Source organism: Mycolicibacterium vaccae NBRC 14118 = CIP 105934 (assembly GCF_001552715.1).
Taxonomy (GTDB): Bacteria; Actinomycetota; Actinomycetes; order Mycobacteriales; family Mycobacteriaceae; genus Mycobacterium; species Mycobacterium vaccae.
The window spans coordinates 1-7307 of sequence record NZ_BCRS01000226.1; the positions used below are offsets into that span (position 1 = coordinate 1).

Below are 7307 nucleotides of genomic sequence, written 5' to 3' on the forward strand. Positions count from 1 at the left end.
CGACGCCGGCCGCGACCCGAGGACGCCGCACCGGCGGAGCCCCGCCGCCGCCCCCGCCCGTCCTCCGCACATGAGCCCCGCGAGCCGCGTGAAGCCCGTTCCCGGCGTGAACCGCTGCCACCCCGTGAACGCCGGTCGTCCTACGACCGCTACGACCGGGACCGGCCACAGCGCCGCAGCCGGTTCGACGCCTACGAGCCGCTGGATCCGTACGACGCAACGGGATCAAGCAGCCACCACCCGGTCTCCCGCGTGCGCTACCGCGGCGACGACGACCCCGCCGACCGTCCGGAATACCGGCCCCGCCGCCGAAGCCCGCGCGACGCCGACGCCGACCGCTGGGAATACGACATCTGACGGGACCGGGTCCGGTCAGGGGACGGCGCGCAGGAACCGGCCGGCCGCCTCGACCGCCGGCCCGGAGCTGTCCGCGTCACTGACGAACACGGCGAGCGCGAGGTCACCGCGGATCCCGACGAACCAGCCGTGCGCGCGCACGGCGCCATCCTGGGCGTGGACGTACTCGGCGGTGCCGGTCTTGCCCAGCAGGCCGGGGATGTCCTGCAGCTGACTGGCCGTGCCGCCGGTGATCGTCTCCCGCATCATCGCCTGCACCTGCTCGTCGACGGTCGGCGGCAACGGATCCGGGGTGCGGTCGGGCACGCCCGGCTCACCCTCGACGATCGTCGGCGCCGGCACCGCCCCGCGCGCCAGGGTGGCCGCCACCAGCGCCATACCGAACGGTGACGCCGTCACCTGGCCCTGCCCGATGCCCTCCTCGACCCGCAGCGCGGACGTGTCGGCCACCGGCACGCTGCCGGTCACGGTCGTCATACCGGGAGACTCGAAGTCGATACCGAGCCCCAGTTGGGCCGCCGCTCTGGTCAGGCCGTCCGGAGGCAGGTCGACCGCGAGCCGGCCCATGGTGGTGTTGCAGGACCGCGCGAACGCGGTGTGCAGCGGCACGTCGCCGAGCTCGAAGTTGTCGTCGTTCGGGATCTGGCGGCCCTCGATGTTCTCGGTGCCCGGGCACGCCACGATGCTGTCGGGGGTGACCTGCCCGGCTTGCAACGCCGCGGACACCGTCACCGTCTTGAACGTCGAACCCGGCGGGTAGAGGCCGGTCAGGGCGATCGCGCCCTGACCGTCGGCCGGGGCGTTCTGCGCGACCACGAACATGTCGCCGGTCGAGGGCTGGATGGCCACGATCGCCGCCGGCGTCGGCAGCGGCGCCAGCGCGGTCTCGGCGGCCAGCTGCATGCCGATGTCGAGCGTGCTGGAGATGTCGCCGACGGGCTGGGCGTCCCGGCCGCCCACCCGCTTGGCGCCCGCGGCGGTCTCGGCCGACACCGCCCAGCCGGCGGCGGCGTCGGTGCGCTCCTGCCACAGCTCGGTCAGGCCGGCCAGCGTCGGCGAGGTCAGCGTCCGGTCGGTGGCCAGCAGTCGGGTCTGCGGGCGCAACGTCACGTTCGGCTGCGCGGCCAGCTGCTCCTGGATCGGGGCCAGGTCCTCCTCGCGCAGCGTGACCGCGGTGACCGGCTTGTCGGGCGCCGCGGCCAGCTCGCCCGCCAGCGACTGCGGCGTGATGCCCGGGGCGATCGGATTGAGCAGCGCGGCAACGGCGTCGACGTCGGCGCCGGGTGCGACGTCGACGAGGGTCACGACGTGCTGGGTGAGCAGTTCGGCGCCGGTGCGGTCCAGCACCCGGGCCGCCGGCTGCGGGACGAGCGTGCTGTAGGTCAACGGCCCCTCGCCGAGACCGGGCGCCACAGTGGCCGGGTCCCACGCGATCGTCCAGTTGTCGCCGTCCTCGGTGGCCCGGCCTTCGGTGGTGTACTTCCACTCGTTTCGCTTCTGGGGTCCGAACCGCCACGTCGCGGCCAGCGTGAACGTCGCCGCGCTCTCGTCGCGTTGGGTGGCCTGCACCTCGAAGCGCACGTCGGTGCCGAGGCTGGCGTAGAGCGCGCCGAGGGTGTCCGCTGCGGCCGAAGCGTCGTCGCCGGTCATCGCCGCGGCGGCCGCGGCGTCACCGCGGCTGAGGGCCTCGGCGAAGCCGTTCACGGTGGATTCCAGCCGGTCCTGGGTGTCGCTGCAGCCGGCGAGCAGCAGGACGGCGAGCAGGGCGATGGTGAAACCGCGTCGCAGAGAGGTCACGTTCGCTGAACGTACCCGCTGCACATACACGCCGGGCTGAGGCTCGGGGTGGGTCAGGGCGTCTTCTTGGCCGGTGCTTTCTTGGCCGCCGCCTTTTTCGCCGGAGTCTTCTTGGCGGCCGCCTTCTTCACCGGAGTCTTCTTGGCCGCCGCCTTCTTCACCGGAGTCTTCTTGGCCGGGGCCTTCTTGGCCGCCGCCTTCTTCACCGGAGCCTTCTTGGCCGGGGCCTTCGTCACCGCCTTCGTGACCGGCGCCGACTCCAGCGAGGCTTCCGTCCCGCGGTCGGGTCCCTGGCGGGCGGCAACCGCGTGCCCGAGCCCGACGATGAGCGCGATCGGCCAGTCGATCAGCTGTGCGGCCGCCAGTCCGCCCAGCACCCCGTAGAACGCCACCTGCTCAGGCGGCGGGATCCGCACCCGCCCGATCCCCGGCAGCTGCACGGAAAACTTCTCGGCCTCGCGCACCAGTTTCGACACATCCCGGTGGTCTGCCACGAATGATCGTGCCGATTCCCACATCTCGTCCTCCATTCGGGCCAGGTGGCGCACACTGTCAAATCCGGGTTGGTTAGCCTGTCCTACATGCCTGAGATTCCACGCTCGGTCGGGCCCGACGCGCTGATCGCCACCGGCGTGCGACTGCTGACCCCTCCGCTGCGTGAGGTCTACGCCGTCCTGGTCCGCGCGGGCCTGCTGAAGATCGACGACTGACAGCTTCTCGCGGGCCTCCTCGGCCAGCGAGCGCACTGCCTCCGCGATGCGTTCCGAAGCGCCGGGCGCCAGCCTCGGCAGCGCACCGGCGATACCGGCGGCGGCGGCCGCCTGCGCCCACCCGATCGGGCCCACCGGCCGGCACCCGAACACCTGACTGAGCCCGGGGGTGCTGATCACCCCGGCCATCACCGCGAGTGTCCCGACGTTCGTCGCCACCACCAGCCGGCCGCGCGAGTCCGTCAGCGTCTGACCCATCTGGGTCAGCACCAACCCGATCAACCCCATCGTCGCCGCCCGCTGCGGGGTGCCGGTCGCGCGGCCGAACGCCCAGGCCAGCGTGCCGCCGGTGGCCGTGGACGCGCCGCGCATCCAAATCGCACGCCACAGCGCGGCCTCGCTGCGTTCACCGGTGATCTGGTCGCCGGTCTGGGGGCTGACGGCCAGCGCCGCCGCAGGCAGTGCGTCGGTGAGCAGGTTGATCAGCAGGATCTGGCGCGCATTCAACGCCGGGCGGCCCATCAGCAGGCTGGTGATCAGCGCGAAGGCGACCTCGCCGATGTTGTGTCCCACCAGCATGGAGACTGCCGAGCTCACCCGCTGCCACAACTGCTGTCCCTCGTCGAGCGCGCTGAGGAGCGCCCCGATCTGGCCGTCGAGCAGCAGCACGTCGGCCGCAGTCCGGGCCGGGTCGCTGCCCGCCGACACGACCCCGACGCCGACGGTCGCGGCGCGGATCGCGGCGGCGTCGTTGGCGCCATCCCCGACCATCGCCGTCACCAAGTCGGCCGACTCGAGCGCCTGCACCACCTGGACCTTGTGCTCGGGCGCCATCCGGGCGAAAACCCGGCGGGTCCGGGCGGCCTCGACACGGTCCTCGGTGGTCAGCCGCTCCCATTCCGGGCCGGTCATCACCTCGTCGGCGGCCACGGTCAACCCGAGCGAGCCGGCCACCACCGCGGCCGTGACGGGATGATCACCGGTGATCAGCCGCACCCCGATCCCCCGTGCCTGCAACTCCTCGAGCAGCGGTCGCGCACTCGCACGGGCGGTGTCGGCCATCCCGATCACCCCGAGCGGGGTCATCCCGGAAGTACACAGGTCGGCCAGTGCACCGGGATCGGCCGCGACGGCCGCGGCCTGGTCTGCGGTGAGCTCCCGTTCGGCGACCACGAGCACCCGCATACCGCCGGCGGTCATGTCGTCGATCCGGCGCGTCACCTCCGCCCGGCCGTCGGCCAGTGCCGCCGTCACCGCCTCCGGCGCGCCCTTGACCGAGAGCCGGGTACCGATCAGCGCCGCGGCATACGGCCGGTCCGACTGGAACGGCAGCCGGGCATCGGTGCCCCCTGGGAACACCCCGGCGTCGGCGGCGGCCACCCGCACGGCGTCGTCGGTGGCGTGGTCGGAGTGCTGACCGGTGGTGGGCCGCACCGTGTGCACCGCGGCGTCGAGCAGCTGCGTCGCGTCGACGCCGTCGAGTGGCTGCACCGACGTGACCCGCAACCGGTTCTCGCTCAGCGTTCCGGTCTTGTCGAAGCACACGACGTCCAGCCGGGCGAACGCCTCGACCGCACGCGGATTGCGGATCAGCACCGACGAACTGGTCAACCGGCGGGCGGCGGCCGACTGGGCCAGCGTGACCACCAACGGCAGTCCCTCGGGCACCGCGGCCACCGCGATGGCCACGCCGCCGGCGACGGCGTCGTGTAACGGGGTGCCGCGCAGCAGGCTGAGCACGCCGACCACACCGCCGCCGGCCAGGCTCCACGGCAGCGCCCTGTTGGTGATGCGGCTCAGCTGCGCCTGCAACCCCACCTTGCGGGCCTTGCGGCTGGTCATCGCCGCCACCCGGTTCATCTGCGCGGCGGGCCCGACGGCGGTCACCACCGCGGTGACCCGGCCGGCCACCAAGGTGGTGCCGGAATAGAGCATGCACGCGCGCTCGGCCAGCGGCGCGCCCGGTGTCGCGTCGACGTGTTTGGCCACCGGCAGTGATTCCCCGGTCAACGCGGATTCGTCGGCCTCGGCGGCGTCGGCGGCGATGATCCGGGCGTCGGCGGGGATCACCTCTCCGGCCCTGACCCGGATCACGTCGCCGGGCACCAGATCCGCCGCACGCACGTCCTCGTAGTCGCTACCGCGCCCGGCGCCGGTGAGCCGCCGCGCGAGCGGCTCCTGCACGGCCAGCAGCCCGCTCAGAATCCGCTCGGCGTGCAGGGTCTGTTCGGCCGAGATCGCGGTGTTGAGCAGTTGCACCGCGGCGACCATCATCGCGTCGAGCGGAGAGCCCAGCAACGCGGTGGCGGCGGCTCCCGTCGCCAGGATCGTGGTGATCGGATCGGCCAGGTCCTCACGCACCACACCGGCGAAATCGCTGACCAGTCCCCAAGATCGGGCCGCCGCCGCGGTGAACGGCCGCAGGCCTTCGGGCAGGTCCGGCCCGAAGTCTGCCGACGAGCCGGACGACGACTGCGTGCGTGGGAGCAGCAGCTGCACCTCGTCCACCGGCAGTGCGTGCCAGTCGTGTCCGGGTTCCGGGTGCGGCAACGCCTCGTCGAACACCTGCTCGCCCCTGCGGTAGCCGGCCCACAGCGCCGCGGTGGCCGTGACGCTTCCCGCGACCGGCCCCGAGCCGAGCACGCTGGGCAACAACATCACCGCACCCAGCGCCGACGCACTGGCCGACATCTCGATGCCCCGCACGACGGTGTGCCGCGCCGCTGGCAGTGCATGTACGACCCGCCACACACCGGTGAGGTCGGGCACAAGGATGTCGGCGTCCCACGGCGGAGGTGATCCGTTTCGCCAAACGCCGACCGTCACATGCGCTTTCGTCGATGCCAGCCCGGTACTCGCGGTGAGTAGGGCGATCCGGGCGCCGCCCGCGGACAGCTCCGCCACCGTGTCGGCCAGCGCCCGGTCGACGCCCCCGGTCGCGGGGCGCAGGTCGTCGAAGCCCTGCCCCAACGAGCGCAGTCCCTCGTCGTCGAGCGAAACCACGCGGGCGCCGGCCCGGCGGGACTCGGTGACCAGAGCCGATGCCCACGGGTCACGGATCGCGCTCACCAGCACCTCGCCGCTGCGGCCGGCACCCGGGATGCCCGCCAGCGGAGACCATCCCGGCGCCAGTGCCCCGTCGGCCAGCGCTGCCCGGGCGGCCTGCCACGCCACCCCGCGGTCTCCGTTGTCGACGCCCTGCACGCGGGTCACCGCCAACTCGTCGGTGTAAAGGATCCGCGGGTCGATGACCACGGTGTCGATCTGATCCAGCCGGCGCAGCACCACCGGGCGCAGCACGAGGGCGCCGTGATGCTCGGTCAGCCCACGTCCGAGCGCACACGCGAACGCTTCGGTGATGCTGCGCACCGGCCGGGCCGTGGCGACCAATGCTGCGGCACTTGCAGTTTCGCGGTCGCGTGATGCGACACCGAGAAGCGCGGCCGCGCCGAGCCCGATCTCGGCGGCGCGGTCGGCGTAGCGCACGCCGGCCCCGCCGGCGTCGAACTGATCCACATCGCGCGGCACAACACCGGACTGGTCGGCGAACTTGATCGCCTGCTCCCTGATCTCAGGTTCCGACCGCTGCCAGCTGCGGCGGACGTTGATCGCCTCGGCGGCGCGCATCACGCGGGTCGCCGTCTGGTGCACCACGGCCGCAGGTGATGCGGTCAGCACCCCGGCGGCCGTGCCCAGCACCGTCACCGACAGGTCGGTGGCGTCGCGGCCCAGGTGGCGCTCGAATTGATTGCGCACCAACGGAAAGTATTCGGCGAACGCCCCCGGCAACGACACCGCGTTGCCGAACCGGCCTGCTCCCAGGACGGCGCCGATCACCGCGGGGCCGATGCCCGCCGCCGACACCGCGGCCGCGAGCAGCCGCTCGGCCAACAGCTCGTCGTCCCCGGGCAGTGTCACCGGACGGGTCCGCTCCGTGGTGGCCTGGGCCCCGGCCTCCGCGTCGTCGACGACGCGGCACAGGTGCGCGGCACCCGGGCCCGCCTCCGAGACCGTCACCACGACCCGGGAGTTGGCGACGTTCAGCGCGGCGGCCCTGACACCGGCCTCGGCGCGCACCGCGGCCAGCACGGCGGCGCCGATGCGCGACCCGTCCTCGGTGCCCAGGCCACGCACCTCGATCCACCGGGTGCGCCCGGCCGAACTGCTGCGCCGCACAGGGTGGCCGCCGGCGGCCTCGCGTACGACACCCAGCACCGTCTGCGCAGCCTGGAAAGGAGCGTTCAGCAGGTTCACCGTCACCGCCCTGTCGTGGTGCGCCGCAGTCGGTTCGCACCGCCAGCCCCCACCTGGACGCGACAGCGCCTCGAACAACGTCGAGCGTACGCCCGGCCAGGCTGATCGTCGGCCGCCACCGTTGTCGGCAGGACGGCGGTGCGGGCGCGGCGACGCTAGGTGCGGGCGGGGCGGATCTCGCGCGGCAGC

General features: G+C 73.1%; 2 protein-coding genes and 1 pseudogene. 1 reads left to right on the forward strand and 2 read right to left on the reverse strand.

Going from position 1 to position 7307, the window contains the following annotated elements:
- Window positions 1-357: pseudogene (locus tag MVA01S_RS27620) on the forward strand (DUF6542 domain-containing protein); the annotation flags it as partial.
- 15 nt (window positions 358-372) lie between these two features.
- On the opposite strand, the gene MVA01S_RS27625 reads toward MVA01S_RS27620, so the two are convergent.
- Window positions 373-2154, reverse strand: a complete 1782-nt coding sequence (locus tag MVA01S_RS27625) for a penicillin-binding transpeptidase domain-containing protein (protein ID WP_003934044.1) — start codon at window positions 2152-2154, stop codon at window positions 373-375.
- 53 nt (window positions 2155-2207) lie between these two features.
- Entirely contained in the window at window positions 2208-7124 is a 4917-nt protein-coding gene (locus tag MVA01S_RS27630) for a cation-translocating P-type ATPase (protein WP_003934045.1), read from the reverse strand.
- Window positions 7125-7307 lie beyond the last annotated feature (183 nt).